Raw genomic sequence first — 24,709 nt, forward strand, 5'->3', positions numbered from 1 at the left:
ATTGGGCGTCCGCCTTACGACAGCAGCGGCGACCAGGCCGGGTCGGAGGCGAAATTCGGCGACGGTTCCTTCTGCTCGTTCCGTCCGGTGATATCGACCGTGAACAGGAACGGCCCGGGACCGAGATCGCGGAAGAACATGATGACGCGGCCGTTCGGCGCGAAGGTCGGCCCTTCGTTGTGGAAGCTCTGCGTCAGGATGCGCTCGCCGGAGCCGTCAGGCTTGAGGATGCCGATCGAGAACTGGCCGCGGTCGCCGTTCGACTGGCCGGTGAAGGCGATGAAGTCGCCGCGCGGCGACCACACCGGCGTCGAGTGGCTGCCCTGCCCGAAGGAGATGCGCTGCGCCGGCCCGCCCGAGGCCGACATGACGTAGATCTGCTGCGAGCCGCCGCGATCGCTCTCGAAGCAGATGTACTTGCCGTCCGGCGAGTAGCACGGCGCCGTATCGATCGCCGCGGTGTCGGTCAGCCGCGTCGTCTGCTTCGAGCGCAAATCCATCGTGAACAAATTGGCGTTGCCGCCCTGCTGCAGGCTCATGATCACGCGCTGGCCGTCGGGCGAGAATCTCGGGGCGAACGTCATGCCGGGGAAATTGCCGACGATCTCGCGCTGCCCCGTCTCGATGTTGAACAGATAGACGCGCGGGCCCTCGCGCCCGTAGGACATGTAGGTGATTTCCTGCGACGTCGGATTGAAGCGCGGCGTCAGCACCAGGTCCTCGCCGCGCGTCAGGTAGCGCACGTTGGCGCCGTCCTGGTCCATGATTGCGAGCCGCTTGACGCGATTGATCTTCGGCCCGCTCTCGTCGACGAAGACGACGCGGGAGTCGAAATAGCCGCCTTCGCCGGTGAGCCGCTGGTAGATCGCGTCGGAGATGATGTGGCCGATGCGGCGCCAGTTCTCCTGCGTGGTGAAGTACTGCTTGCCGTCGAGCTGCTGCCCGGCGAACACGTCCCACAGGCGGAATTCCGCCTTCAGGCGGCCGTCGCCCTGGCGCGTGATGCGCCCGGTCACCAGCGCCTGCGCGTTGATCTGACGCCAGTCGGGGAAGCGCGGCACGGCGTCGGAATTGGTGACCTTCTCGATGAAAGCCGCCGGATCGATCGGCGCGAACAGGCCGCTGCGCTTGAGGTTATTGGTGATGATCTGCGTCACCCCCTGCGCGGTCGGCGTTTCGGTCGGCGCGCCGGCGACGAAATCCGGGATCGCGATCGAGATCGGCTGCAGGTTGCCCTGCGAGATGTCGACGCGCACGGCGGCGTGCGCCGGCTGCGTCAGCACGCCGGTCGCGGCGGCGAGCGTGGTGCCGCCGGCCAGTTGCAGGAGATGCCGGCGCGAGAGCGCGGGCGGGCGGATGAATGACTTGGTCATCGGGAGATCTGCACTTTCTTTAGCGGAACATGTCGCGCAGGTTGAATTCCATTTCCATGTCTTTCCATTGCGCATAGTGCTCCTGGTGCAGCATCGTATAAGGCTGACATTGCAGGATTGCGCGACGGGCGCTTTCGGCGAAAATCGGTCCAAGCGCGGAGGGCGCGCCCTCGACCACGTCGGGTCCGCGCATCACCGTGCCGTTGCGGTTGAATATCACGTGGAAGACGACCTGCAGATCGGCCGCGTTCTCGGCGCCGACCGGCGGCTGCCAGCACTGCTTGATGCGCTCGCGCAGCGCGTCGATCTCGCTCTGTGACAGTTGCGCCGCCAGGCCCTTGGCGCGGCCGAGCGTGGCGTTCGGATTGAGCTCGTCGCCGGTGACGGCGTGGCGCTGCGGCGCGCGCTGGTCGAGCAGCGCCGCGATCTTGCTCGGATCGAAGTCGGGCTGCTTCTTCTCGGGCTTCTTCGGCGGCAGTTGCTTGGGCTGCGCCTTCGCTTCCTTCTCTTTCTTCTCTTCTTCTTTCTTGAGCTCTTTGGCGATGACGTCGGGCTTGACCTCGGCCGGCTTCGGCTGCGGCGGTTTCTCCGCGGCCTTCGCTTCCTGTTTTTCCGGCGGCTTCGGCTCGGGCGGTTTCGGCGGCGTCGGCGCCGGCGGCTTCTGCGAGGTCTCCTTGATCTCCTGCTTCTCGGTGATCTTCGGCTTGATGTCCTCGACCTCGGGCGTCGGCGGCGCCTTCTTCTCGACCAGCGGTTTCGGCTTCTCGACCGGCTTCGGCGCGTCCATCGCGCCCTTGGTCATCTGCGAGAAGTCCTTGTCGGAGACGAGATCGACCGGCAGCGATTCCGTCGGCGTCACGTCGTAGGCCTTGCCGGAGAGCGACAAGGTCGCCCACACCAGCACTGCCACGTGGAGGCCTGCCGAAATCGCTGTGGCCTTGCGCATCACGACCTTACTTGCCCGCCGAGCCCTGCTCGAACTCCGTCACCAGTGCCACCTTGTGGAAGCCGGCGCCGGACAGCCGCCCCATCACCTTCATCATCGTGCCGTAATCGACCTTCTTGTCGCCGCGCACGTAGATGCGCGCGTCGGTGCCGCCGCGGGTCTGTGCGATCGCCTCGAGCTTCGGCAGCAGCGCGTCGACGTCGATCTCGGTGTTCTGCAGGTAGACCTGTCCCTTCTCGTTGACCGAGATGGTGAGCGGCTCCTTGTCCTGGTTGAGGCTCTTGGCCTGCGTCTGCGGCAGGTCGATCGGCACGCCGACGGTCAGGAGCGGCGCCGAGACCATGAAGATGATGAGCAGCACCAGCATCACGTCGACCATCGGCGTGACGTTGATCTCGGCCATGACGCCGCGGCGATGGCGCCCCCGGCGTCCTGAGCCGATGGCCGGTGTGCCGGCGTTCATGGCCATCTGTTGCTACCCCCGCTCGTCGATCTGGCGCGACAGGATCGCGGCGAATTCGTCGGCGAAGCCCTCAAGCCGCTGCGCCTGCTTGTTCACTTCGGAGGCGAACTTGTTATAGAAAATGGTCGCCGGTATGGCGGCGACAAGGCCCATTGCGGTCGCGAACAGGGCCTCGGCGATGCCGGGCGCCACGACTGCTAACGAAGTGTTCTTCGAGGCGGCGATCGACTGGAAGCTGGTCATGATGCCGACCACCGTGCCGAACAGGCCGACGAAGGGGCCGGCCGAGCCGACCGTCGCCAGCACCAGAAGCCGCCGCTCCAGCCGTTCGATCTCGCGCGCGATCGACACCTGCATCACCTTCTCGATGCGCATCTGCAGGCCGGCGATCGAGCGGCCGCTGCCCTCGAACGAGCGCTTCCATTCGCGCATCGCCGCGACGAACAGCGCCGCCATCGAGTGGTTCGGCTTGCCGGAGAGCGTGCGGTAGAGGTCCTCGAGCGACTCGCCGGACCAGAACGCGCCCTCGAACTTGTCCATGTCCTTACGAGAGCGCGCGTAGAGCACGATCTTGTCGATGGCGATGGCCCAGACCCAGATCGAGCAGACCAGCAGCCCGACCATTACGCCCTGGACGACGAAATTGGCGTGCGAGAACAGCGCCCACAGCGAAAGACCGGTGGCGGACGGTGCAATATTGGTCCCGACCACAGGGACAGTCTGCAACAGCACGAGCTGGTCCTTTCCCGCCTGATGCGGCTCGGATGGCGCGAGGCAGACGTCCGGGTTGCCGCGGCCAGAAAAAGTGGGTCGCTCACGCCTTCGACGTGAAGAATTCGCGCTTGTCCCGATGACCCCGAAAGACCACCGAAATCCCCGCGAAATCTGGCCAAACTAGGGCGTTTGAGCGGGCTTTCAGGCCCGTAACAGCGCTGATTGTGGTTAAGGATGCGTTAGCGCCGTTTCACCCTTCCCCTGGAGGGGGAGGTGGAGCGTGCTCGCGGCTGAAAACAAAAAAGGCCGCCCCTTGCGGGACGGCCTTGAGGCTTGGGGGGAAGCAAGCCTCGGAGAAGGCTCAGGCCTGGTGCGGCGGCGGCTCCGGCGGACGGTCGCGGCGGTCGGCCATGAACTGATCGAACTCGGCCTTGTCCTTGGCCATGCGCAGACGATCGAGGAAATCGCGGAACTCCCGCTGCTCGTCCTCGAGCCGGCGCAAGGTCTCGCTGCGATACTCGTCGAAGGCGCGGTTGCCGCTCGACGGTCCGCGCCAGGCGGGACCGCTTGACGCGCCGCCACTCCACGGAGCGCCGCCCATCCGCGAGCGCACCCAATCCATCTTGCGCTGTAGTCGGTCCATCTTGTGCTGCCAGCGATCATGGCCGTGATAACCGCATCCCATGCGTCCGCTCCATACTGTGAAGGCGAGGATTGCGAGGCCCAGCGGCCAGAAGGCCCAGAAGCCGAGGACGATCAGCGCGATCCAGGCGGGTTTGCCGAATTCGTCGAGCTTGGCGGTGATGGGCATGGTCAGCCTCGCGTGAATGTAAATAACATTTACATTTATGGGGACGTCCGGGGCGGATGTCAACACCCTTCACATTCAAATAGGCGGGCCGACGGCGGGCGGAAGGTCCCTGCCCGTGCGCCGCGCCACCGCCGGGCTTGCCGGCAAACCGCGGGGCGCCGCGCAAGGGTTTGTTCGTGCTTGTGGATTTCGCCCCAGCAAGGCGCAGCCGGAACCGCTGAAAATTTTTAGCTGCGGCTCGCGGTCGCGGGCGCGGTGAGGCCGAGCCCGCGCAAATAGATGAGCACCGCCGCCTCGAGCAGCTCTTCCGGCGGCATCGGCAGCGTACGCCGCGCCGCGTCGCCGCGGCCGAACAGCGAAGCGATGCCGTGCGTCATCGACCAGACGTGCAGCGCCACCATCAGCGCGGGCGGCCGGCCTCTCGCCGGCATCAGCGCGACCAACTTCTCAGCCGCCGCGCGCAGCACGGCGAATGCAGTGTCGCTCGCCGTGCGCAATTCCGGATCGCTGTCGGGCGCAACGCCGCCCGCCTCGAACATCGCTGAGTAATAAGCCGGCTGCTTGCGCGCGAAATCGAGATAGGCGCGGCCGAGCCGTTCGAACGCCGGCAGCACGTCCGGCTTGCCGTCGTCCCACGCCTTCGCCAGCGCCGCGGCGAAGATGTCGAAGCCACGCCGCGCCACGTCGGCGATGAGCGCGTCGCGATCGCGATAATGCCGGTACGGCGCCGCCGGGCTGACGCCCGCCCAGCGCGCGGCATCGGCGAAGGTGAAGCCGGCCGGCCCCTTCTCCGCGATCAGCTCGAGCGCGGCGCGCACCAAAGCTTCCTTCAGATTGCCGTGGTGATAGCCGCGCGGGCCCTTGCCCCAGGTCATGCGAGAATCCCGACGCGATTGAGATGTGAAGGGTTCTTACATGACGCCGCTGCGCGCGTCGATGGCGTTCAGCGCGCCGGGCCGCAGATGGTGTCGATGGCGGCGGCGGCGAGCGCCTCGAGATCCTTGCGCGCCAGGCCGGCACGGGCGCGCACCGCCATCGTGTGCAGCATCGCGGTCGCCACCTGCGCCAGCGCCGCCGCATCGGCGCTGCGCGCGATGTCGCCGCGCTCGCGCGCCTCCGCGATCAAGCGCGTCAGGAACATGTCGGTGCCGCGGATCGACTCGGCGACGAAGGCGCGCACCGTCGGATCGGTCACCGATTGCGTCGCCGCCGTGCCGATCATGTAGCAGCCGCGCGCGCCGCCGTTGAGATAGAGATCGAGCGCCACCTTGTAGAAGCGCGCGAGATAGACGCGCAGCGGCGGCTTGTCCGCGAGCAGCGACAGCGACACCGTCCGCGCCTCGTCGCGATAGTGCTGCAGCGTCTTGAGATAGAGGGCGCGCTTGTCGCCGAAGGCGGCGTAGAGGCTCGGCCGGTTCATGCCGGTCGCCGCCGCGAGATCGTCGAGCGAGGTGCCGTCATAGCCCTTCTTCCAGAACACGTCGGCGGCGCGGGCAAGCGCGATCGCCGGATCGTAGGCGCGCGGACGCCCGCGCGGCCGCGTGCCGGCGGTGGCTACGGCTTTGGCCCGGGTCGGCCTTTCCGCTTTTTGTACCATTTCGCAAAAAATCCTTGACGTCGCTAATTTGGTGCGAAACAGTACAAAATACAAACCGCACCGCCAAGGAGGCTAGCATGGACCTGTATTTCTCGCCGCTTGCCTGTTCGCTCGCCAGCCGCATCGCGCTCTACGAGGCGAACGCCGACGCGCGCTTCATCGAGGTCGATCCGCAGACCAAGCTGACGCTGGCCGGCGACGACTATCGCGCCATATACCCGCTCGGCCTCGTGCCGCTGCTCAGGCTCGACGACGGCGCGCTGCTGCCGGAGGGCGCCGCCATCCTGCAATACATCGCCGCGCGCTATCCCAAGGCCGAGCTCGGCGGCCGCGACGATCTCGAGCGCGCGCGGCTGCAGCAGTGGCTCGGCTTCATCGGCACCGAGCTGCACAAGGCGCTGTTCATCCCGCTGTTCGACAAGGGCCTGTCGGAGGAGGCCAAGGCGCGCGTCCGCGCCAAGGGCGAATCGCGGCTCGCTTTTCTCGACAACTACCTGCGCGGCCGCGAATTCCTGCTCGACCGCTTCAGCGTCGCCGACGCCTATCTCTACACGGTGCTGAACTGGACCGCATCGACCAAGGTCGATCTGACGCCGTGGACCGGCATCACCGCCTATCACAAGCGGCTGCAAGCGCGGCCGAGCATCGCGCGCTCGTTCAAGGAAGAACTGGCGCTCTACCAGGCCGAACTCGCGCGCCACAAGGCGGCGTGACTTGGACCGCAATCGCTCGGTTCTCCCGTTCATTCCCGCGATAGCGGGAATCCAGCAGGACCGAACTTTGTGGCACATCCGCGCTGGGTCCCCGCTTTCGCGGGGACGAACGGGTCATGAGCGCCGGGCCTGGAGCGGCAGGTGATCGAACAGAGTCGGCCCGCCCGGCTGCGCATTCTCGATACTGAGAATCTTCAGCTTGGTGTCCACGCCGCCCGCGGCGGAGAAGCCGCCCGTTTTGCCGTTGGCCGCCAGCACGCGATGGCACGGCATCACGATCGGGCACGGATTCTCACCGAGCGCCTGGCCGACCGCGCGCGAGAGCGCCTTGTCGCCAAGCCGTTCGGCGATCTCGCCATAGGTCAGCGTGTCGCCCGGCGGGATTTTGCGCGCGATGGCGTAGACCTTCTTGTTGAAGTCCGGTGTGGCCTCGTCATCGATGACGATGTCGGCGAGATTGCGCGGCTCGCCGGCGAGCAGCGCAACGATGCCCTCGATGGCTGCGCGGATCGCCGACGGCGGCTGCGCTTCCAGCGCCTGCGGATAGCGCTTGATCAGCCGCGCCCGCGTTGCTTCGCGCGTCGCCTCCGGTAACTGCACGGCATAGACGCCGCGCGCGCTCCAGACGATGCCGCAGGCGCCGATGGCCGTATCGAAGATGGTGAAGTCGAGAGCCGGCATGATGCGGACCCTAGCACGCGGCCCTATGCCGTGCCGCCCGATTCCTGATCGGCCTTCATGGCGATGCGCAGCGGCCTGGGAATCGGCCGCGGCGCCGAAGAGGCGGGAGCGGCCGATCCATTTGGATGCTGTGCGAGGTTACTCAGATCAGTAGCGCGGCGACGGCGCTCAGGGCGTCACGCATCGCGTTGTGGGCGGTAGGGATGTCATGGACGCGCCAGCCCGGATCGGCTTGGAGCCGGGCGCGGAGTCCGGCGAAGGGCGTCTCGGCTTCCCATCCTGAGCAGTAAATGAAATCGCGCCGGGGCACGCGGTCGACGACGCCGGTGAGCCGGATCGTTTGCACGAGAGAGGCGAGAGGGTGGCGGCGGCGGCGGGGATCACCGCCGTGCGGGGCGCGGAACGGCGGACGGACGGCGTAGCCCGTGTCCGCGGCACCGTCCACGAACGACTGCCGGTAGCTCTCGGTGGTCAACAACCAGCACGACTCACCGTTGCGCGGAACGTAAGCGTCGAGATGAACCAGGCGCGAGACGCGGCCGCCGGCGCGGTCAGCGGCTGCGGCGATCACCATCCCGCCATAGCTGTGTCCGACCAGGGTCGCGTCGGTGATCTGGGCGCGATCCAAGAAACCCACGACGTCTTGGGCGTGAGTGTCGAGGTTGGCGTTCGCCACCGTCGCGTCGTCGTCGTCGGGCCGCAGCCCCGTCAAGGTCAGGGCGCCCGGCACGCTCCAGCAGCGGTGTCACCGCCTCAAAAGCCCAGGAGCCGTGCCACGCGCCGGGCACGAGAACGAATATTGCCATGGACATCTCCTTCCTGCGTCACGATAGCACCCGCGGTCTGCCAGCCTCCCCTAGGCGGCGTAGAGGCGGTAATTGGCCATGTCCGCCGTGATGCCGAGACGCGCGATCGTTTCCTGCGGGTTGAAATTGATGTCGCGGTAGCGCGCCGACACCGCCGTCTTGGCGTTCTCCATGGCCTCTGCGCTCTCCCATTCGACGATCGTTACGACGTTGAATGCGCCCGGCCCGGAGACCTGTTCGAGCACGAGGTTCTGCCGGCAACCGGGCATCGCGTCGAGCATGCCCTTGATGGTGGCGACCCGTGCCATGAATTCGGCGTGCGCTGTGGCCGGGACGACGAATTTGTCGACGCGATAGACGGATGAAGACACGACTGACATCGGACTCTCCTTGATGAGGCGCCCGGCCTCGGCGCCGGACCATTGACAGTGTATTGTCATTTCGGATATACATTGTCAATGGTCAGTCGACAGCGCACCGCCTCCGGCTCCGCCCTCAGCCTGCTCATCCTCGATGTATTCCGGCTCAACGGCCGCCTGCTCGCCGCCGGCGATCGCATGGTGGAGGATCTCGGGCTGACCAGCGCGCGCTGGCAGGTGCTCGGCGCGGTCGCGCTTGCCGCGGCGCCGGCGCCGGTTGCCTGGATCGCGCGCAACATGGGACTGACACGCCAGGGCGTGCAGCGGGTCGTCAATGAGCTGGCCGCGGACGGCTTCGTCGCCTTCGCCGACAATCCACATCACCGTCGCGCCAAGCTGGTGACGCTGACCGGCAAAGGCCGGGCCGCCTATGAGGCGGCTGACCGGCTGCAACAGCCCTGGGTCAATGCGCTGGCAAAGGGTTTGAACGCCGGCGACATCGCGGCGGCGCGCCGCCTGCTCGACACGCTGCGGGATCGCATCGAGAAAAACGCAGGCGACGCACCCTGATCAGGACACGATCGTGCGCCGCACGGTCTTCAGAACACCGCCTGCGCGAGGTCCGCGACGTCGGCGGGCCGCGGCCCCGGCGCCGGCCAATGCAGGCGGCGATCCGCCGCCGCGATCGGCACATCGTTGATGCTCGCCTCGCGCCGGCGCATCAGGCCCTGCTCGTCGAATTCCCATTGCTCATTGCCGTAGGAGCGGAACCAGTGGCCGCGGACGTCGTGCCATTCGTACTGGAAGCGCACGGCGATGCGGTTGCCGTCGAAGGCCCACAGGTCCTTGATCAGCCGGTAGTCGAGCTCCTTCTCCCACTTGCGCGTGAGGAAGGCGACGATGGCCGCGCGGCCCTCGACGAACTCGGAGCGGTTTCGCCAGCGGCTGTCCTCGGTGTAAGCGAGCGCCACGCGCCCGGGATCGCGGCTGTTCCAGGCGTCTTCCGCCATGCGGACTTTCTGGCGGGCGGTCTCCACCGTGAATGGTGGCAGCGGGGGACGCGACATGATGCTGTTTTCTCTCGACGCAACGCCCCGGCCAACGGCGCGTGTAGCGACCGGCGTCACGCCCTGTCAATCGCGCGCACAGTCGATACGAGCTGTTTCGCGCGCCGCCGCCTTCAGATATTCGTGAACGCGCGCTGCTGTGCCTTACGCCGCGCCGCCGGTGCCCTGATCGGCCTTCATGGCGATGCGCAGCGGCTTCGGGATCGGCCGGGCGCGGCCGCCGGAGACGAAGGCCACCTGCACATGCGCGTCGACGATGAGTTCGCCGTTCCGCTCGACGCGCTGATAGAGCATCACCGAGGCGCCCTTCACCTCTTCCGGCGCGGTGACGATGTCGAGCAGGTCGTCCATGAACGCTGGCTTGTGGAAATGGATGTCCATGTGCCGCACAACAAAGGCGAAGCCCGGCGCCTCCTTTTCCGCCTGCTCGAACAGCGCGCGATGATCGGCGCCGATCAGCCGCAGGTAGTTGGTGCGGCCGCGCTCCATGAAGCGCAGGTAGCTGGCGTGATAGACGATGCCGGAGAAATCCGTGTCCTCGTAATAGACGCGCACCTGCTGCCGGTGCTTGCCGTCGCGGATCTCGCCGTCGAGGGGGTTCATTATGCTCGCCATGTTTGGTGTCATGCCCCCCAAGCGGGGGCATCCAGTATCCACCGCCATATCGACTGAATCGAGCGCTTTGTGAATACTGTATCGCCCGCGTTCGCGGGTGATGACAATGAGGGGCCGCGCATGAACGTCATCGAGATCGCCCGTACCGGCGGACCGGAGGTGCTCGAACGCCGCGAGCGGCCCATCCCCAAAGCAGGCCCCGGCGAGGTGCTGATCAAGGCGCATGCCATCGGCGTCGCCTATTTCGACATGCTCATCCGCACCGGCCGCTATCCGTGGATGCCGCCGTTGCCCTACGTGCCCGGCAACGAGATGACCGGCCATATTGTCGACGGCAACGGCACGGGATTGAACGACGGCCAGTCCGTCTATGTCGCCAACTGGGACAACGCTTACAACGGCGGCTTCTACGCCGAATACCTCGTCGCCGCGGCGAAAGCGGTGCGGCCGCTCGCGGCCGGCGCCGATCTCGACCGCGCTGCGGCGCTGTCGAACTACGTCGTCGCCACATGCCTTCTCGATTACGCCGTGCGCTTCCCATTCGAGACAGTCGCCGTGCACGGCGGCGCCGGCGGCATGGGGCTGGCGCTGATCGAACTGGCGCGGTTTGCCGGCGCCAAAGCCATCGGTATCGCCGGTGGCGACGAGAAATGCGCGCTGGTGCGCAAGCGCGGCGCGGAAGCCGTCGACCACACCCGCGAGGACATCATCGCGCGCGTGCGCGAACTGACCGGCGGCCGCGGCGCCGACCTCATTTGCAATCACATGGCCGGCGACACGCTCAAACGCGACCTCACCATGCTGGCGCCGTTCGGCCTGCTGGTCTCCTACGGCGCGCTCAATGGCCTGCCGCAGGGCGATCTGTTCCGCGACATGCGCGCGGTCGTTGCGCAATGCCCGGCGGTGCGCTGCTTCACCATGCATTCGTTCGATCACGCCGCGCATCTGCGCGACCGCGCTACCGACAAGGTGCTCAAGCTGTTCGCGGAGAAGAAGATCGACCCGGTGCTGGGGCCCTCGTTTCCCTTGGCCGAGGCGCAGGCCGCGCACCGCGCGCTGGAAGCCCGCGGCGTGATGGGGAAGATTATTTTGAAGCCGTAGCCCGCGAGCGCGCCCTACTCGTCTTCGTCCTGCGCGAACAACCCGAACTGGCTCGGGTCGCGCTGCGGCTCGGCGAGGCCGAGGTGCTTGAACGCCGCGCCGGTGAGCAGCCGCCCGCGCGGCGTGCGCTGCAGGAGGCCCTTCTGGATCAGGTACGGCTCGATGATGTCCTCGAGCGCGTCGCGCGGCTCCGACAAGGCCGCGGCGATGGTGTCGACGCCGACCGGGCCGCCGCCGTAGTTGAGTGCGATGGTCGAGAGATAGCGCCGATCCATCGCATCCAGACCGGCCGCGTCCACCTCCAGCGCCGACAGCGCGCGGTCGGCCACCTTGCGGTCGACCGTGCTCGCGCCGTCGGCATGCGCGAAGTCGCGCACGCGGCGCAGCAGCCGGCCGGCGATGCGCGGCGTGCCGCGCGCGCGCTTGGCGATCTCGTTGGCGCCGTCCTCGCTCATGGCAAGGCCGAGCACGCGCGCGCCGCGCGACACGATCAGCTCGAGCTCGGCTTCGGTGTAGAAATTCAATCGCACCGGAATGCCGAAGCGGTCCCGCAGCGGGTTGGTCAGCAGCCCGGCGCGCGTCGTCGCGCCGACGAGCGTGAACGGCGCGAGGTCGATCTTCACCGAGCGCGCCGCCGGTCCCTCGCCGATGATGAGATCGAGCTGGAAGTCCTCCATCGCCGGATAGAGGATTTCCTCGACTTGCGGATTGAGCCGGTGGATCTCGTCGATGAACAGCACGTCGCGCGGCTCGAGATTGGTCAAGAGCGCGGCGAGATCGCCGGCCTTGGCGATCACCGGGCCGGAAGTCGAGCGGAAATTGACGCCGAGCTCGCGCGCGACGATCTGCGCCAAAGTGGTCTTGCCCAGCCCCGGCGGGCCGACGAACAACACGTGGTCGAGGGCCTCGTTGCGCGCCCGCGCCGCGTCGATGAAGATCTTGAGGTTGGCGCGCGCCTTTTCCTGGCCGATAAAGTCGGCGAGCTTCTGCGGCCGCAGCGAGGCGTCAATGTCCTCATCGCGCTTGTCGCCCGAAACGATGCGCTTGGGGGCGGTGCTCACGTCATCCCCCGCCGGTATTTGTTCGGGAGCAATTCGCCGATGGTCGTCACCGCCGGCTCCTTGCCGTTCGGCACGATGACGCGCGCTCCGGCGTCGTAGTCATGGATCAGTTCGCGGCAGGCACCGCACGGCGACACCACGGCGACGCCGCCCGGCTCGCCGGGCTTCGGATGCCGCACGGCAACGATGGTCTCGATACCCTTGTCGCCCTCGGCCGTCAGCGCCGTGCCGATCGCCACCGCCTCGGCGCAGACCGCGCCGCGCCCGACATAGGCGTCGAGGTTGACGCCGACGACGACGCGGCCGTCGCGCGTGCGCAGCGCCGCGCCGACCTCCTGCCAGTCGTTGCGGTAGCGCGACGCGATCGCCTTGGTCGCGGCGTCGATCAGGTCCTGGTCCTTCTTGCTCAGCGCCATACGCAACTCATGTCTTCGCCAGTTCCTTCAGCCCCTGCCGGATCAGGGTCGCCGTGTCGGCGCCGTCGCCGGCGTGGCGCGCGGCGGCGGCGATGGCGGCGGCGGCCTGCGGCTGGCCGTAGCCGAGATTGACCAGCGCCGACACCGCGTCGGCAACCGGCTTCGGCGCGCGCTTCTCGTCGAGCGCGCCGGCCAGATGCACCACCGCCGGATCGATATCGGCGAACGCCGGCACCTTGTCCTTGAGTTCCGTGACGATGCGCTCGGCCACTTTCGGCCCGACGCCCGGCGTGCGCGCCACCATCGCCTTGTCGCGCGTCGCGATCGCCGTCGCAAGCTCGGCCGGCTTGAGCGTGCCGAGCACGGCGAGCGCCACCTTGGCGCCGACGCCCTGTACCGTCTGCAGGATGCGGAACCATTCGCGCTCGGCGTCGCTGGCAAAGCCGAACAACTTGATCTGGTCCTCGCGCACATAGGTCTCGATCGACAACGTCGCCGCCTCGCCCGGCGCCGGCAGCGCCTGCAGCGTGCGCGCCGAGCAGTGCACCAGATAGCCGACGCCGTTGACGTCGAGGATGATGTTGTCCTCGCCGTAGCTATCGACGATGCCCTTGAGCTTGCCGATCATCGCGCCGCCACTTTCAATTTCGCCGCCATCACGACGCTGCCGCGGTGGTGCGCGTGGCACACCGCGATGGCCAGCGCGTCGGCGGCGTCGTCCGACTGCGGCGACGCCTTCGGCAGCAGCACGCCGATCATCATGCGGATCTGCGCCTTGTCGCCGTGCCCGGCGCCAACCACCGTCTTCTTGACGACGTTGGGCGCGTATTCGGCGACCGACAGCCCCGCGCGCGCCGGCACCAGCATGGCGACGCCGCGCGCCTGGCCGAGCTTCAGCGTCGAGGCGCCGTTGGCGTTGACGAAGGTCTGCTCGACCGCCGCCTCGTGCGGCGCGTAGGTCTCGATGATGCGGATGAGCCCGTCATGGATCGCCACCAGCCGCTCGCCGAGCGTGGCACGCTCGCTGGTCTCGACCGAGCCGCAGGCGACATGGATCAGCCGGTTGCCGTCGCTCTCGATCAGGCCCCAGCCGGTGCGGCGGAGCCCCGGATCGATGCCGAGGATGCGAATCGGGGCTTTCAGCATGCCCTGTGATAGCCCCCCGCCCGCGGGAAGCCTAGGGAGCGGCCCACCGCCTCAGGCGGCCTTGCCACAGCCCTGCGGCTTGAGCACGCGCTCGGTCGAGGCCGGGTACTTGGCGAGCTTCTCGGCGGGGCGGATCGGCCGCGCCACCAGGTTGCCGCCGCAGTTCGGGCAGCGGCCGCCAAGCCGCGTCTCGACGCAGTCGCGGCAGAACGTGCACTCGAAGGTGCAGATCATGGCGTCGGCCGCATCGGGCGCCAGGTCCTTGTCGCAGCATTCGCAGCTCGGGCGCAGAGCGAGCATCGGTGCAGTCTCCGTATTGCGGCGCCATCGTCGGCGCGCCGCGGTGCCGTCGTCAACACAGGCGGCCTCGTCGCCCGGCAACCGATATTGACAATCTGTTGTCTGATTGACATACTGATACCATGAACAGTGAACCGAAGGCCTTGCTGCCGCTGATCGTCGCCGACATTTTCGAACTTGCGGGCCGCTTCCGCGACGACGGCGAAGCGATCTCGAACACTGTCGGTCAGACCCAAGCGCGCTGGCAAGTGATGAGCGCTGCCTCTGCCGATCCGCATACGGTGCCGCAAATCGCACGCCGGCTCGGCGTGTCGCGGCAGAACGTGCAGCGTATCGCCGATCTGTTGGTCACCGACGGCTCTGCGATCTTCCAATCCAATCCCGATCACAAAAGCTCGCCCTATCTCGTCCTCACACGCCGCGGCCAGGCCGCGCTCGCCGATATCACCAGGGCTGCAGCGGCGTCGCATGCGCGGATCGCGCGCCGGCTCGGCGGCACCGATCTCGCACCGCTGCACAGGAGCCTGCGGCGGCTGATAGAAGCCACCTCTTCGGACTGACATGCAAACCGACAGGAAACGACGATGAATACTGAGACGATCATGCAGTGCATGCGGGCGAGTTTCGCCGATACGCCCTTTCCGCTCGTGGTGCAGCGGCTCGCCGGCGCCGGCGTGACGCACTACCGCGCCGATCTGATGAAACTGCGCAATACCTATTACGACGCCGGTGCGGGCGCGTTCGACGAGACGATGCCGCTTGCCGACGCGCCGGCCGTCGCTGTCGGATTCGATCGCGACACCGTCGCCGCGACCGTCAAGGCCATTCAGCAGAAGCAGATCGGTTACGCCGAGTTCCTGCGGCGCATCATGGGTGCCGGTTGCGCCAGCTACGAGGTGTTCTTCGGCGGCCGCAAGGCGGTCTATGTCGGCCGCGACGGCGACACCTATGTCGAGCCGTTTCCGGCGCCGCCGGCGCAATGAGGAACGCCTGCTGCGTCATCAGGTCCAGAACAGCCGCGCCGGCGTGTCCACCAGGATGCGCCGCCGCGTCGCCTCGTCCGGCGTCCAGGCGCAGAACAGGTCCATGAGATGTCCGTCGTCCGGCATCACCGCCGCGTCGATCGACGGATGCGGCCAGTCGGTCGCCCACATCAGCCGCTCCGGGTTGGCGCGCACGAGCGCCTCATGGAACGGCCGCACGTCGGGATAATCCGGATACTGTTTCGAGTTGCGATAGGCCGCCGACAGTTTCACATGCGCGTGGCCGTCGCCGACCAGCTTCACCAGCGCCTGGAAATTCTCGTCATTCAGCCCGCGCCCGGCGTCGACCATGCCGTAATGATCGACGATCACCGGCATGTCCTGCGCAATCGCGCGCAAGGCCGGCGCAAAGTTCTTGAGCACGCGGCCGTCGCAGAAGAACTGCGCCACCCAGCCGAGTTCGGCCATCGTCTTGCGGAACACCTCGAACACCTCGAGGCCGACGCCGCGCACGTAGTTCGGCCTCTCTGGAAACAGATGGAACCGCAACCCGCGCATGCCGAGCTTGTGCCAGGCGCGCAAGGTCACGGGCGCGATGCGCGTGTCGGTGATGGCGATGCCGCGCAGGCGATGCGGAAAGCGCGTCAGCGCGTCGAGCAGAACGCGGTTGTCATAGCCATGCGCGTTGCCCTGCACGATCAGTCCGTAGTCGCAGCCGAGCGTATCGAGCAGCTTGAGGTACGTCTCGACCGGCGCGTCCGGCGGCGTGTAGCCGCGCCCCGGCGTATAGGGGAATTTGTCGGACGGCCCGAAGATGTGCGCGTGCGTATCCCACGCGCCTTTCGGCGGCCTTTCGCGCGGCGCTTTCGGATCGGCCACCGGCCCGGCGATGCGCGGGGGATCACGATCGGTACGCTCAACAGACATCGTATGAAACTCGGAATGGCCGCAGGCAGAGCAGGACTCCCTCTCCCCTGTGGGGAGAGGGTTGGGGTGAGGGGGTTCCTGACTCTCAGAATTTGTAACCCCTCACCCGCCCGTCTTCGCTGCGCTTCGACGGGCGACCTCTCCCAACCGAACTCGGGTTTGCCCGAGTTCGGCATCTAAAGTGGTCGAAGTCGGATATATCCGACTTCGACTGGGAGAGGTGAAGAAAGAGGTCGCGTAACTCACCCCAGATGGATGTTCGCGTCCTTCACCACCTTGCCCCACACGTCCATCTGGTGCGCGACGAAGGCGGCGAACTCGGCCGGCGTGTTCTGCCGCGACTGGATGTTGAGCTGCGCGAAGCGGTCGGCCACCGCCGGCGTCTTCAGCGCCGCGTTGAGCGCGCCGTTGAGCTTCTCGACGATCGCCGCCGGCGTGCCGTGCGGCACGAACACACCGTTCCACTCGTAAGCCTCGAAGCCGGGCAGCGTGTCGGAAATCGGCGGAATGTCGGGCAGGCTCGCCAGCCGGCCCTTGCCGGTATGCGCGATCGCCTTGACCTTGCCGCCCTTGATCTGGCCGACCACCGACGAGCCGTTGGCGAAGAAGAACTTCACCTGCCCGCCCATCACGTCGTTGAGCGCCAGCCCGCCGCCGCGATACGGCACGTGGTTGATCCTGAGGCCGGTCATCTTGCGGAACATTTCGAGGCAGAGATGCTGCAAGGTGCCGTTGCCGGACGAGGCCATGTCGATGCCGTCCTTCTGCGCCTTGGCGTAGGCGATGACGTCCTTGACCGTCGTCACCGGCACCGATGGCGTGACGACCAGGATGTTCGGCACCAGCGAGGCGAGGAAGACCGGCTCGAAGTCCTTCTTGTAGTCGAACGGCAGCTTCGGATAGAGCGAGCCGTTGACCGAGAAGCCGGTGGCGTCGTGCAGCACGGTGTAGCCGTCGGCATCGGCCTTGGCGACCACCGCCTCGCCGATCGTGCCGCCGGCGCCGCCACGGTTCTCGACCACGAACTGCTGGTGCAGTTCCTGGCTCGCCTGGTTGAACAGGATGCGGCCGGTGGTGTCGGCGCCACCCGCCGGCGGATAGGGCACGATCACGCGCACCGCGCGCGTCGGCCACGCGGTGTCGGCGCGCGCGGCGCCAACGAACGGCGCGGCGGCAAGCCCGGCAATAACGGTGCGTCGCGTGAACGCGGCCATGATCTCCTCCCTGATATTGTCGTTGAGGCGAGCTTAGCACCGCCGGCGCGATGCGGAAGCGGTCTCAGTGCGAGACCGACTTCAGGCCGCACAGGAAGAGCTTGTCCGGATCGCTCTCGCCGGCGAGCGTCGCCTCGATGATGGTGCGGGCGATCTTGCGCGGCTGGATGTCGTCGGTCAGATCGAGATCGATCGTGCGGCAGATGCGGTCGAAGATGTCGACCAGAGTGCGCACGCCCGCCTCCGCCTCCGGCGAGAATGTCGCGCCGTCCGGTACGTGGAGGAAGGTCGTGATCCGCGTCGACAGATCGTTCTGCTCGGCAAGCTTGAGCCAGCGCGCTTCCTGCTCGTGCCAGTCCGCTTGCGTTTCCGCGTCGCCCGCCTCCTGCGCGCGGCGTCGGCAGTCGGCGGCGCGTTCAAGGCATTCGCGCGCGTGTTTCGACATCAGTTCGAGCATGGACGGTTATCCCCGGCGGTAACTTGCTTTGCCAAGATGAATTTGACAAGACAGGAAATGGCACAAATGCAATTCACGCAGCGCAGAGACATTCTGTAAGCGGCGCCGCGCATCAAATAGGCATCTTCTATCATGATCGCCGTGGCGCATCGCCGCAGCGTATTATCCAGATGATTGTGGTTTCGGATGGCGAAACAGGCACCGCGGATCGCCCCGACAGGTTGCACTAGCCTGCTCCGGTTGTGTCGGTTCGCGGCCTGTTCCTTCGGGCGGGTTCCGCGCCCTTTCCCCGCCCCGGGACTCGCCCCATATTCCGGCGATGGCGAAATCCCCCGACAAGCCCAGGAATCCTGACAAGAAGCCGAAAGATCCCGCACGCGCGACCCGCGCCAAGGCGGCGCGGCCCGACGCGCCGCAAACGCCGGACGAACTCGCGGCGCTGCTCAACCCCGGTATAGCAAGGGGAACCGCGGGGCTGGGTTCCGGCACGGGTGCGCAACACGCGCGTGTCACCTCTCCCCAGGGGGGAGAGGTCGACCGAGCGAAGCGAGGTCGGGAGAGGGGGGACGATGCGATCGAATCACAAGCCCCCTCACCCGCGCCTTCGGGGCGACCTCTCCCCAAAGGGGAGAGGTTAGGAGAAGCGAGCGGCCTGCAGCCGCCGTCGGACAATTCCTGGGACCGCCGCCGCGATTTCTCGGCCGCGCACACCGCACGCAAGTCGGCGAAGGACGCCGACAAGACCAAGTCGTCCGGATTCGAGGACGCGCGGCAGAGCGACTACGACGCGGGCGCGAGCCCGATCACCGGACTCGATCCGCGGTTGGCGGCGGAGCTGGGGTTGGGCGATGAGGCAGACGCCTCTTCTCCCTCTCCCCGCTTGCGGGGAGAGGGTCGGGGTGAGGGGGCGTCTCCCGAAGCTCAGACTCGCGGTGATGCCCCCTCACCCGCCGACCTGCGGTCGGCGACCTCTCCCCGCCCGGCGGGGAGAGGTGAAGGAAGAGAAGACCCCAAATACCGCCTGCCGCGCGCCGACCTGCCGCGGCCGGGACAAGGCCTGTCGTCGATGGGCGTCGCCGCCACCGCCGAGTCGCTCGAGCGCCTGCTGCGCGAAGGGCGGCCGGAGGTGACCGAGCAGGTGTGGACGCCGCACCGCCCGCCGCGCCCGGAGAAGTCCGAAGGCGGCATCCCGCTCAGGATCAAGTCCGAGTTCGAACCGAAGGGCGACCAGCCGACCGCGATCCGCGAACTGGTCGAGGGCGTCAAGCGCCACGACCGCACGCAGGTGCTGCTCGGCGTCACCGGCTCGGGCAAGACGTTCACGATGGCCAAGGTGATCGAGGAGACGCAGCGCCCGGCGCTGATCCTCGCGCCGAACAAGACGCTCGCCGCGCAGCTCTACGGCGAGTTCAAGTCGTTCTTCCCCGACAACGCCGTCGAGTACTTCGTCTCCTATTACGACTACTACCAGCCGGAGGCCTACGTCCCGCGCACCGACACCTACATCGAGAAGGAATCCTCGATCAACGAGCAGATCGACCGCATGCGCCATTCGGCGACGCGCGCGCTGCTCGAACGCGACGACGTCATCATCGTCGCCTCGGTGTCGTGCATCTACGGTATCGGCTCGGTCGAGACCTATTCGGCGATGACCTTCACGCTCAAGCAGGGCGGCCAGATCAATCAGCGCCAGCTCATCGCCGACCTCGTCGCGCTGCAATACAAGCGCACGCAACACGACTTCTCACGCGGGACCTTCCGCGTGCGCGGCGACACCATCGACCTGTTCCCGGCGCACTATGAAGACCGCGCCTGGCGCATCCATCTGTTCGGCGACGAGATCGAGAAGATCGAGGAGATGGACCCGCTCACCGGGCAGAAGACCGACGAATTGGAATTCGTCAAGGTCTACGCCAATTCGCACTACGTGACGCCGCGCCCGACGTTGATCCAGGCGATGAACTCGATCAAGGAGGAGCTGCGCTGGCGTCTCGACCAGCTCAACACTGCCGGGCGCCTGCTGGAAGCGCAGCGGCTCGAGCAGCGCACGCGCTTCGACCTGGAAATGATGGAAGCGACCGGCTCCTGCGCCGGCATCGAGAACTATTCGCGCTATCTCACCGGCCGCCGTCCCGGCGAGCCGCCGCCGACTTTGTTCGAATACGTGCCGGACAACGCGCTGGTGTTCGCCGACGAGAGCCACGTCACCATTCCGCAGATCGGCGGCATGTTCCGCGGCGACTTCCGCCGCAAGGCGACGCTCGCCGAATACGGCTTCCGCCTGCCCTCCTGCATGGACAACCGGCCGCTGCGCTTCGAGGAATGGGACGCGATGCGGCCGCAGACGGTCGCCGTGTCGGCGACGCCGAGCCACTGGGAAATGAACGAAGCCGGCGGCGTCTTCGTCGAGCAGGTCATCCGCCCGACCGGGCTGATCGATCCGCCGGTCGACATCCGCCCGGCCCGCCTGCAAGTCGACGATCTCGTCGGCGAGGTGCGGCAGGTGGCGCTGAAAGGCTATCGCTCGCTGATCACCGTGCTGACCAAGCGCATGGCCGAGGACTTGACCGAGTACCTGCACGAGCAGGGCATCCGCGTGCGCTACATGCACAGCGACATCGACACGCTCGAGCGCATCGAGATCATCCGCGACCTGCGGCTCGGCGCCTTCGACGCGCTGGTCGGCATCAACCTCTTGCGCGAGGGCCTCGACATTCCCGAATGCGCGCTGGTCGCCATCCTCGACGCCGACAAGGAAGGCTTCCTGCGCTCCGAAACATCATTGATCCAGACCATCGGCCGCGCCGCGCGCAACGTCGACGGCAAGGTGATCCTCTACGCCGACCAGATGACCGGCTCGATGCAGCGCGCCATCGAGGAGACCAACCGCCGCCGCGAGAAGCAGGTCGAGTACAACACCGCGCACGGCATCACGCCGGAGAGCATCAAGCGCTCGATCCACGACATCATGGACTCGGTCTACGAGCGCGATCACGTGCTGATCTCGACCGGCGGCGCGACGTCGGCGGGCGAGTTCGGCGAGGCGACGACCATCGGCCACAATCTCGAAGCCGTCGTGGCCGACATGGAGACGCGCATGCGCGAGGCGGCCGCCGATCTCGACTTCGAGACCGCGGCGCGGCTGCGCGACGAGATCAAGCGGCTGAAGCAGACCGAGCTGGCGGTGCTCGACAATCCGACCGCGCGCGCTCCTTCTTCACCCTCCCCTGGAGGGGGAGGGTCGCGCGCTGCAAGCGCGCGGGGTGGGGTGGCAGCGCGCGGAAAAAGTTCACCCCCTCCCGGCTCGCTACGCTCGCCGACCTCCCCCCTCCAGGGGGAGGTGAAGGACACCGCCCGCCCGCACAAACCGCACCTCGACGAAATGGGCATCGCCACCTGGCACGAGTTCAAGCCGGCGCGCGCCGCTTCTCCTTCTCCCCGCGCGCGGGGAGAAGGTGGCGAGCGCAGCGAGCCGGATGAGGGGCGGCCTCGTAGACCTGAACTCGACGAGATGGGCCCCGGCGTCGAGTCGGTGCCGGCGAAACGCGGCGCCGCGCTCGAAGGCGGCCGCTCGACCATGGGCCGCCCCGGCCAGCACGGCGGCTTCAAGGCCAATAAGCGGAAACGGTGAGGTTATCCTGATTGCTAGCTGACAGATTCCGGCTGTGATCAAATCACGAATCGCGATTTGTTTGTATTGCTACAGGGCAATAAGAAAGCGGCGACGCAATGCGCTGGCTCCTACTAATTTGTCGCTTCTGCTCCTACGCCCTTCTTGCTGCCGCAGTAATCTTCGTCTTCGACGTAATTTTCGCTTTAGTAGCGCCGCGCGCTTGCGAAATGGAGAACATCCTGCCGTCGTTTAAGTGTGTGGGACAGCTAGGGGCGCCCATCAGCTTTATTCTCAACATCCCGATACTCTTCATTTATTCCGCGTTGTTCGCGCTGTCGGCATTGATGGGACATCCGGTTCCGGTGCGCCCGTTGTTCGTTCTGCTGGGTAGCGCCTTCGACCTAGTTCTGGTGCTCGGATTCGCTTGGCCAATTTACCTGTTCTGGAATTCGGTATTACGGTCGCAGAAACCGGAGAACTAACGAGCTGGCGCAAGTAAGAACCTCACCAGCGAAAACACTTTGTCGCGCGGCGGCGTGCGCTCGATTGTAGGCCGGCACGGCGACCTCAGGGCGAACGCGCTAAGCGGTGACGTCGGAGCACTAGCCCTCACTCCGTTCATTCCCGGGCAAGCGGAAATCCAGTTTGGACGATAGGATGGACTGACCCCGCGCCCTCGGGGATGAACGGCTAAACAGCTGAGATTATCATGTCCGACATCGGCATCCTCAACGACCCCCTGAGCCTCGCCTTCGTCTTCTTGATCATCGGCAGCCCCGGCCTGCCGCTCGGCGCCATCGCCGGCGCGTTCTTGTGGCGGCGTCATCGCATCTATGGCGCACTGCTCGGCGCGGTGGTGGGTTTCGCGGTGTGGTTGGCGGGGTGGATGATTTATGAGGGGGCGATGTGATGGGGTCTTTCCACGCCGCGAGGAGCGAGCGCGCTCCGTATCATTGAACGATACACGGTCTTGATCTTTGTATCATTCGATGATACATCGAGACATGGTCGGGGCTTTCCGGGACGCACTGACGGAAGCCGTCTTTCGTGGCGACAGCCCGAAGGGGTTTCCGGCCGATCTGGTCAAAGTCGCGCGGCGGAAGCTCGGGTATCTGCACGCCGCGGCTGATTTGCGCGATCTGCGCCTGCCGCCGGGCAATCGCCTGGAAGCACTTCGAGGCGATCGTGCCGGGCAGCATTCGATCCGGATCAACGATCAATTCCGGATTTGCTTCCGCTGGACTGCCCAAGGGCCGACGGACGTCGAGATCGTCGATTATCATTGAGAGAGATGCGCATGCCGAAGAGACTCCCTCCCCTCCATCCCGGCGAAATCCTGCGCGAGGAATTTCTCGTGCCGCTCAATCTTTCGCCCGGCGCGCTGGCCAAGGCGATGGGCGTGCCGCGCACGCGCGTCGAGCGCATCGCCGCCGAGACCTCCAGCATCACCGCCGACACGGCGCTTCGGCTCAGCAGGGCGCTCGGCACGTCGGCAGAGATCTGGCTCAATTTGCAAACGCGCTACGACGTCGAAACCGCCGAGCGCGCCATCGGCAAGGACCTCGCGCGGATTGCGCGCGTGACCGGCGACGCGGCGTAAGCGCCCCCCTACTTCTCCCTTTCCGCCACCTTCGCCACCTGCCCGCTGCGCTTGAGCGCGTCGGCGACGAAGCCTGACGCCTTCATCTCCTCGACGAAGCCATGCAGGTAGGCTGCCGCGGCGGGCCGGCCCTTCGGCGTGCCCATCGCCTGCCCGATCTGCTCGAACGCGCCGGTCATGACGCGAAAGCCGGGATGGTCCTTCGCATAATCGTCGAGCGGCTGGCGCACGCCGGCGGCGGCGTCGAGCTTCTGGTCGATGAACACCGGAATGCCGGCGGCCGCGCCGCCGACCTTGGCGCGCACCAAGGTCGCGTGCTTGAGCGTGCGCGTCAGATAGAGATCGTAGACCGAGGCGAGCCCGACGCCGATGCGGATGCCGGCCCTGTCGACGTCGCCGACGTCCCGCAGCGGCGAGTCGGTGCGCACCATGTAGGTGCCTTCGATGATGACGTAAGGCGCGGTGAAAGCGACGTCGGTGGCGCGCGCCGGCTCGATGGCGATGAAGCCGACGTCGACCTTGTTCGCGGCCAGCGCCTCGAACACCTTGCCCGCCGCCTGGAAGGTCGCGAATTGCAGCGGCACGCCGAGCCGCTTCGCCAGTGCCGCGGCGAGATCGGCCGAAATGCCGCGCGGCTCGCCGTTCGGGCCCTTCTGCGCCAGCACGCCGTTGCCGAAATTGATGGCGGCGCGCAGCGTGCCGGTCGGCACCAGCTCCTTGAGCGCATCGGGCGGCGGCGTCTGGGCCGAGGCCGGACACAATCGCGTGCCGAACAGCGCGAGGACGGCGAGCAAAACGAAGGCGCGTCGGTGTCGCATGCGAGCCCCCCTGGCCGCGGCGGGCGTCTGTCGCGCCGCCGGCATGGCCAAGCCAACGCGATCCCGTCGACACGCGCAAGGCACCCGGCTCGCGGGCGCCCCTACTTCTTCGTCGCGTTGCCCTCGGTCCCGTTCGGGACGTCGCCTGAATCGCCCGCCGGCTGGAGCGGCTGCGCGTTCGCATCCGGCTCCGGCGCCTGGCCGGTCAGCTCGCGGCCCTTGGTCTTGGCCCAGTCGGTCCCTGTTTCCGGCTTGGCCTTGGCGTCGGCGGGGAATTTGCGCGGCACCACGGCGATGATGGTCTTTTTCATCGGATCGAGCACGAGGATGTCGGTCGCCGTCTTGGCGTAACCGTACTGCTTGAGCGCCGGCTCCTTGCGGATGAGATCCTGCGGCATCGCGTCGACCTTCAACGTCTTCGGCAGCGCGGCGCCGACCTGCGGCCGGAAATCCTTCGGCGTCTTCTGCTGCGTGTGCTCGGCCACCAGCGCGTCGCGGATCGCGGCGCTCTGCTTGTCGTCGAGCCTGAGCTGCGGGCGTTTGGCCTGCTGCGTCAGTTCGCTGGGCTGAATCGTCTTGTCGCTGCGGACATTGTCCTGCGCCAGCGCCGGCGCGGTGAGCAGCGCCAGCGCGGCTGCGCCGGACAGAAGAAGGGTTCGCATGGCCTCGTCCTCCAATACTCGTCGGAACAACCCGAGACCCGGCGGCGGGGTTCCCTCCGCCGGGTATCGGGTGGAAAATCTTTCAATAGGACTGTTGACACATTCTCCGAAATATGGATTATCGTCCTGTCCTGCTCTTCAAGGGGCGTCACCGGAGACGTGCCGAGGACGGAGCAGCGGTGAGACGGAAGGCCGGAGATGCGGTCTTGTCGTCTCATCGGGTCGGACCGAAAGGTCCGGCTGATGCGGCGCCCGCGGGCGGGGCT

General features: G+C 66.8%; 32 protein-coding genes. 10 read left to right on the forward strand and 22 right to left on the reverse strand.

Annotated features, from left to right (window positions below; all coding sequences use genetic code 11):
- Positions 1-14 precede the first annotated feature (14 nt).
- The 7 genes from tolB to VGV41_RS07045 form a co-directional block, all read right to left on the reverse strand.
- A complete protein-coding gene (gene tolB, locus VGV41_RS07015; protein ID WP_326863048.1) occupies positions 15-1,373 on the reverse strand; it encodes a Tol-Pal system beta propeller repeat protein TolB in 1,359 nt (452 codons plus the stop codon).
- Positions 1,374-1,392: 19 nt separating this feature from the next.
- The gene (locus VGV41_RS07020) at positions 1,393-2,319 is read right to left on the reverse strand and encodes a hypothetical protein (RefSeq protein WP_326863049.1); all 927 of its coding nucleotides are present in this window, start codon (positions 2,317-2,319) and stop codon (positions 1,393-1,395) included.
- Between the two features lie 7 nt (positions 2,320-2,326).
- The gene (gene tolR / locus VGV41_RS07025) at positions 2,327-2,788 is read right to left on the reverse strand and encodes a protein TolR (protein ID WP_326863050.1); all 462 of its coding nucleotides are present in this window, start codon (positions 2,786-2,788) and stop codon (positions 2,327-2,329) included.
- A 6-nt stretch (positions 2,789-2,794) separates the two neighbouring features.
- Positions 2,795-3,508 carry a protein TolQ gene (tolQ, locus tag VGV41_RS07030; RefSeq protein ID WP_326863080.1) on the reverse strand — a complete coding sequence of 238 codons (714 nt, stop codon included), beginning with the start codon at positions 3,506-3,508 and terminating at the stop codon, positions 2,795-2,797.
- A gap of 349 nt (positions 3,509-3,857) precedes the next feature.
- Positions 3,858-4,307 (reverse strand): DUF2852 domain-containing protein, encoded by a 450-nt coding sequence (locus VGV41_RS07035; RefSeq protein WP_326863051.1) that lies wholly within the window; start codon positions 4,305-4,307, stop codon positions 3,858-3,860.
- A gap of 227 nt (positions 4,308-4,534) precedes the next feature.
- Complete coding sequence (locus VGV41_RS07040; RefSeq protein WP_326863052.1) at positions 4,535-5,182, reverse strand: TetR/AcrR family transcriptional regulator; 648 nt, start codon at positions 5,180-5,182, stop codon at positions 4,535-4,537.
- 68 nt (positions 5,183-5,250) lie between these two features.
- On the reverse strand, positions 5,251-5,904 hold the full coding sequence (locus VGV41_RS07045; RefSeq protein ID WP_326863053.1) for a helix-turn-helix domain-containing protein: 654 nt from the start codon (positions 5,902-5,904) through the stop codon (positions 5,251-5,253).
- Positions 5,905-5,981: 77 nt separating this feature from the next.
- On the opposite strand from VGV41_RS07045, the gene VGV41_RS07050 reads away from it, so the two are divergent.
- Complete coding sequence (locus VGV41_RS07050; protein ID WP_326863054.1) at positions 5,982-6,617, forward strand: glutathione S-transferase N-terminal domain-containing protein; 636 nt, start codon at positions 5,982-5,984, stop codon at positions 6,615-6,617.
- A gap of 114 nt (positions 6,618-6,731) precedes the next feature.
- On the opposite strand, the gene VGV41_RS07055 is transcribed toward VGV41_RS07050, so the two are convergent.
- From VGV41_RS07055 to VGV41_RS07065, 3 genes are all read right to left on the reverse strand, one after another.
- Entirely contained in the window at positions 6,732-7,298 is a 567-nt protein-coding gene (locus tag VGV41_RS07055) for a methylated-DNA--[protein]-cysteine S-methyltransferase (RefSeq protein ID WP_326863055.1), read from the reverse strand.
- Positions 7,299-7,440: 142 nt separating this feature from the next.
- A complete protein-coding gene (locus VGV41_RS07060; RefSeq protein WP_326863056.1) occupies positions 7,441-8,028 on the reverse strand; it encodes an alpha/beta fold hydrolase in 588 nt (195 codons plus the stop codon).
- Positions 8,029-8,154: 126 nt separating this feature from the next.
- Positions 8,155-8,475 (reverse strand): antibiotic biosynthesis monooxygenase family protein, encoded by a 321-nt coding sequence (locus tag VGV41_RS07065; RefSeq protein WP_326863081.1) that lies wholly within the window; start codon positions 8,473-8,475, stop codon positions 8,155-8,157.
- Between the two features lie 87 nt (positions 8,476-8,562).
- Between VGV41_RS07065 and VGV41_RS07070 the strand changes: the two genes are divergently transcribed.
- Entirely contained in the window at positions 8,563-9,033 is a 471-nt protein-coding gene (locus tag VGV41_RS07070) for a MarR family winged helix-turn-helix transcriptional regulator (RefSeq protein ID WP_326863057.1), read from the forward strand.
- A gap of 29 nt (positions 9,034-9,062) precedes the next feature.
- Here the strand turns inward: VGV41_RS07070 and VGV41_RS07075 are convergent, their stop codons facing one another.
- Together VGV41_RS07075 and ybgC are read right to left on the reverse strand one after the other, a co-directional pair.
- On the reverse strand, positions 9,063-9,530 hold the full coding sequence (locus tag VGV41_RS07075) for a nuclear transport factor 2 family protein (protein ID WP_326863058.1): 468 nt from the start codon (positions 9,528-9,530) through the stop codon (positions 9,063-9,065).
- Between the two features lie 144 nt (positions 9,531-9,674).
- Entirely contained in the window at positions 9,675-10,133 is a 459-nt protein-coding gene (gene ybgC / locus VGV41_RS07080; RefSeq protein WP_326863059.1) for a tol-pal system-associated acyl-CoA thioesterase, read from the reverse strand.
- A 132-nt stretch (positions 10,134-10,265) separates the two neighbouring features.
- Between ybgC and VGV41_RS07085 the strand changes: the two genes are divergently transcribed.
- Entirely contained in the window at positions 10,266-11,246 is a 981-nt protein-coding gene (locus tag VGV41_RS07085) for a quinone oxidoreductase family protein (protein WP_326863060.1), read from the forward strand.
- 14 nt (positions 11,247-11,260) lie between these two features.
- Here the strand turns inward: VGV41_RS07085 and ruvB are convergent, their stop codons facing one another.
- From ruvB to VGV41_RS07110, 5 genes are read right to left on the reverse strand one after another with little or no spacing between them, the layout of a single operon-like run.
- On the reverse strand, positions 11,261-12,307 hold the full coding sequence (ruvB, locus tag VGV41_RS07090; RefSeq protein WP_326863061.1) for a Holliday junction branch migration DNA helicase RuvB: 1,047 nt from the start codon (positions 12,305-12,307) through the stop codon (positions 11,261-11,263).
- Entirely contained in the window at positions 12,304-12,723 is a 420-nt protein-coding gene (locus tag VGV41_RS07095; RefSeq protein WP_326863062.1) for a cytidine deaminase, read from the reverse strand. Before VGV41_RS07095 ends, ruvB begins: the two co-directional genes overlap by 4 nt.
- Positions 12,724-12,730: 7 nt before the next feature.
- Positions 12,731-13,351, reverse strand: coding sequence for a Holliday junction branch migration protein RuvA (ruvA, locus tag VGV41_RS07100; protein ID WP_326863063.1), 621 nt, complete (start codon positions 13,349-13,351; stop codon positions 12,731-12,733).
- Positions 13,348-13,869: a crossover junction endodeoxyribonuclease RuvC gene (gene ruvC / locus VGV41_RS07105; protein ID WP_326863064.1), complete on the reverse strand. Its 522-nt coding sequence runs from the start codon at positions 13,867-13,869 to the stop codon at positions 13,348-13,350. The genes ruvA and ruvC overlap by 4 nt, the downstream gene beginning before the upstream one ends.
- A 51-nt stretch (positions 13,870-13,920) precedes the next feature.
- Positions 13,921-14,169: a DUF1272 domain-containing protein gene (locus VGV41_RS07110; RefSeq protein ID WP_326863065.1), complete on the reverse strand. Its 249-nt coding sequence runs from the start codon at positions 14,167-14,169 to the stop codon at positions 13,921-13,923.
- Positions 14,170-14,312: 143 nt separating this feature from the next.
- Here VGV41_RS07110 and VGV41_RS07115 point away from each other — a divergent pair, with 143 nt between their 5' ends.
- Both VGV41_RS07115 and VGV41_RS07120 read left to right on the forward strand, forming a co-directional pair.
- A complete protein-coding gene (locus VGV41_RS07115; protein ID WP_326863066.1) occupies positions 14,313-14,729 on the forward strand; it encodes a helix-turn-helix domain-containing protein in 417 nt (138 codons plus the stop codon).
- A gap of 24 nt (positions 14,730-14,753) precedes the next feature.
- A complete protein-coding gene (locus tag VGV41_RS07120) occupies positions 14,754-15,152 on the forward strand; it encodes a DUF1398 domain-containing protein (RefSeq protein ID WP_326863067.1) in 399 nt (132 codons plus the stop codon).
- Between the two features lie 18 nt (positions 15,153-15,170).
- Here VGV41_RS07120 and VGV41_RS07125 read toward each other — a convergent pair whose 3' ends face one another.
- The 3 genes from VGV41_RS07125 to VGV41_RS07135 form a co-directional block, all read right to left on the reverse strand.
- Positions 15,171-16,079 (reverse strand): amidohydrolase family protein, encoded by a 909-nt coding sequence (locus VGV41_RS07125; RefSeq protein ID WP_326863068.1) that lies wholly within the window; start codon positions 16,077-16,079, stop codon positions 15,171-15,173.
- A 242-nt stretch (positions 16,080-16,321) separates the two neighbouring features.
- Positions 16,322-17,293 (reverse strand): tripartite tricarboxylate transporter substrate binding protein, encoded by a 972-nt coding sequence (locus VGV41_RS07130; protein ID WP_326863069.1) that lies wholly within the window; start codon positions 17,291-17,293, stop codon positions 16,322-16,324.
- A gap of 64 nt (positions 17,294-17,357) precedes the next feature.
- Entirely contained in the window at positions 17,358-17,750 is a 393-nt protein-coding gene (locus VGV41_RS07135) for a hypothetical protein (protein ID WP_326863070.1), read from the reverse strand.
- Positions 17,751-18,324: 574 nt separating this feature from the next.
- Between VGV41_RS07135 and uvrB the strand changes: the two genes are divergently transcribed.
- The 5 genes from uvrB to VGV41_RS07160 all read left to right on the forward strand — a co-directional run bounded on the left by uvrB (position 18,325) and on the right by VGV41_RS07160 (position 22,963).
- Positions 18,325-21,381 (forward strand): excinuclease ABC subunit UvrB, encoded by a 3,057-nt coding sequence (gene uvrB, locus VGV41_RS07140; protein WP_414705072.1) that lies wholly within the window; start codon positions 18,325-18,327, stop codon positions 21,379-21,381.
- 209 nt (positions 21,382-21,590) lie between these two features.
- The gene (locus VGV41_RS07145; protein WP_326863072.1) at positions 21,591-21,845 is read left to right on the forward strand and encodes a hypothetical protein; all 255 of its coding nucleotides are present in this window, start codon (positions 21,591-21,593) and stop codon (positions 21,843-21,845) included.
- A gap of 227 nt (positions 21,846-22,072) precedes the next feature.
- On the forward strand, positions 22,073-22,273 hold the full coding sequence (locus tag VGV41_RS07150; protein ID WP_326863073.1) for a hypothetical protein: 201 nt from the start codon (positions 22,073-22,075) through the stop codon (positions 22,271-22,273).
- A gap of 94 nt (positions 22,274-22,367) precedes the next feature.
- Positions 22,368-22,649, forward strand: a complete 282-nt coding sequence (locus VGV41_RS07155) for a type II toxin-antitoxin system RelE/ParE family toxin (RefSeq protein ID WP_326863074.1) — start codon at positions 22,368-22,370, stop codon at positions 22,647-22,649.
- Between the two features lie 11 nt (positions 22,650-22,660).
- On the forward strand, positions 22,661-22,963 hold the full coding sequence (locus VGV41_RS07160; protein ID WP_326863075.1) for a HigA family addiction module antitoxin: 303 nt from the start codon (positions 22,661-22,663) through the stop codon (positions 22,961-22,963).
- Positions 22,964-22,971: 8 nt separating this feature from the next.
- Here VGV41_RS07160 and VGV41_RS07165 read toward each other — a convergent pair whose 3' ends face one another.
- Both VGV41_RS07165 and VGV41_RS07170 read right to left on the reverse strand, forming a co-directional pair.
- Positions 22,972-23,781 (reverse strand): ABC transporter substrate-binding protein, encoded by an 810-nt coding sequence (locus tag VGV41_RS07165; protein ID WP_326863076.1) that lies wholly within the window; start codon positions 23,779-23,781, stop codon positions 22,972-22,974.
- A 101-nt stretch (positions 23,782-23,882) separates the two neighbouring features.
- Entirely contained in the window at positions 23,883-24,443 is a 561-nt protein-coding gene (locus tag VGV41_RS07170; RefSeq protein ID WP_326863077.1) for a hypothetical protein, read from the reverse strand.
- Positions 24,444-24,709: the final 266 nt, after the last annotated feature.

It is taken from the genome of Pseudolabrys sp. (genome assembly GCF_035943735.1).
In the GTDB taxonomy this organism is placed as follows: Bacteria; Pseudomonadota; Alphaproteobacteria; order Rhizobiales; family Xanthobacteraceae; genus Pseudolabrys.